Source organism: Sulfitobacter sp., from assembly GCF_041552635.1.
GTDB lineage: Bacteria > Pseudomonadota > Alphaproteobacteria > Rhodobacterales > Rhodobacteraceae > Sulfitobacter.
Genome location: NZ_JBFEKM010000365.1, coordinates 1 through 1,411, shown reverse-complemented (window position 1 = coordinate 1,411; position 1,411 = coordinate 1). Strand labels below are relative to the sequence as shown.

The window sequence follows — 1,411 nt, the reverse complement described above, 5'->3', positions numbered from 1 at the left end:
CCGGCGTTTTATGCGGTCTTTGCTGCGGAGGAGTGGCAGAGTGGTCGAATGCACCGGTCTTGAAAACCGGCGTGCGTGAGAGCGTACCGTGGGTTCGAATCCCACCTCCTCCGCCACCACCTCATTTTTATCGTTTTGATTGGGTCGCCTTAGGTGGATTTTTTATAGTATTCATAGTGGCTTAACGCAAAGTGTCAGTTGCCTTGAGTTTCTTTCGATAGTGTCTATATTCGTTCCTTGAGTGGTATGGAACGTGGTATTTTGAAATGGCCCTATCTGGTAAGCTGACAAAGAAACTCGTCGAGAATCTTGGCGCGGGACGGCATGGCGATGGAAACGGCCTTTATCTGGTGGTTGATCCATCCGGCGCGCGGCGTTGGATCGTGCGCGTGGTGGTCAAAGGACAGAAGAACAAGCAAGGGGCACCCCTGCGCACGGACTTTGGCCTTGGTGGCGCGGATATTGTCACAATCAACCAAGCGCGCGAACGGGCGCTCGAATATCGGCGCATGGCCAAGCAAGGGCTAAACCCGCGTTTCAATGCCCGCCAAGAGGTGCCAACCTTTGAAGAGGTGGCACAACAGGTCCATATCGACCGGATGCCGACTTGGAAGAACGCCAAGCATGGCCAGCAGTGGATCAACACCCTGCGCGATTACGCCTTTCCCAAGATCGGGCGGATGCCGATTGATAGCATTGATCAGCCCGAGGTTATGATGTGCCTTGCGCCGATTTGGACGGAAAAGCACGAAACGGCGAAGCGGCTGGCCCAGCGAATCAAGACGGTGCTGGACGTGGCGCGCTCAAAAGGCTTCCGGTCCGGGGAAAACCCTGTCACGGCGATCAAGGAATTGGGCGCTCTGCCCAAGGTCAAAGCCAAGGTGAAACATCACAAGGCGATGGGCTGGAAAGACGTACCTGCCTTCTACGCTGACTTGAAAACGCGTAATGCGATGGCGGCAAAGGCGCTGATGTTCACTTGCCTGACGGGTTCACGAACAAGCGAAGTGCTGGGCCTGCGATGGGAAGAGATCGACTTTGATGCGCGTCTGTGGACGTGTCCGGCGGAACGGATGAAGAGCGGCGAAATTCACCGTGTACCGCTTACAGATGAAATGCTGGAGATCATTGAGCCATTGCGGGCAATGGAGTCCGACTATGTGTTTGAGGGGCAAAAGCGGCACAAGCCGTTGTCAAACATGTCGATGCTGATGCTTTTGCGCCGTATGCAGGTCGAAGGGGTCACGGTGCATGGGTTCCGGTCAACCTTCCGCGATTGGGCGTCTGAGGTGGCAAACGTGCCGCGTGAAGTTGCTGAAATGAGCTTGGCGCACCGGGTCGGGTCGGAAGTTGAGAGAGCTTATGCAAGGTCTGATCTGTTGGACAAGCGGCGGGGGCTTATAGAACGTTG

General features: G+C 55.6%; 1 protein-coding gene and 1 tRNA gene. Both read left to right on the top strand.

Annotated elements, in window-relative coordinates; genetic code table 11:
* Positions 1 to 26 precede the first annotated feature (26 nt).
* A tRNA-Ser gene (locus ABYT07_RS21115) sits at positions 27 to 116 on the top strand.
* Positions 117 to 266: 150 nt separating this feature from the next.
* The coding region (locus tag ABYT07_RS21110) for a tyrosine-type recombinase/integrase (RefSeq protein ID WP_372993954.1) at positions 267 to 1,411 on the top strand (1,145 nt) is incomplete at its 3' end.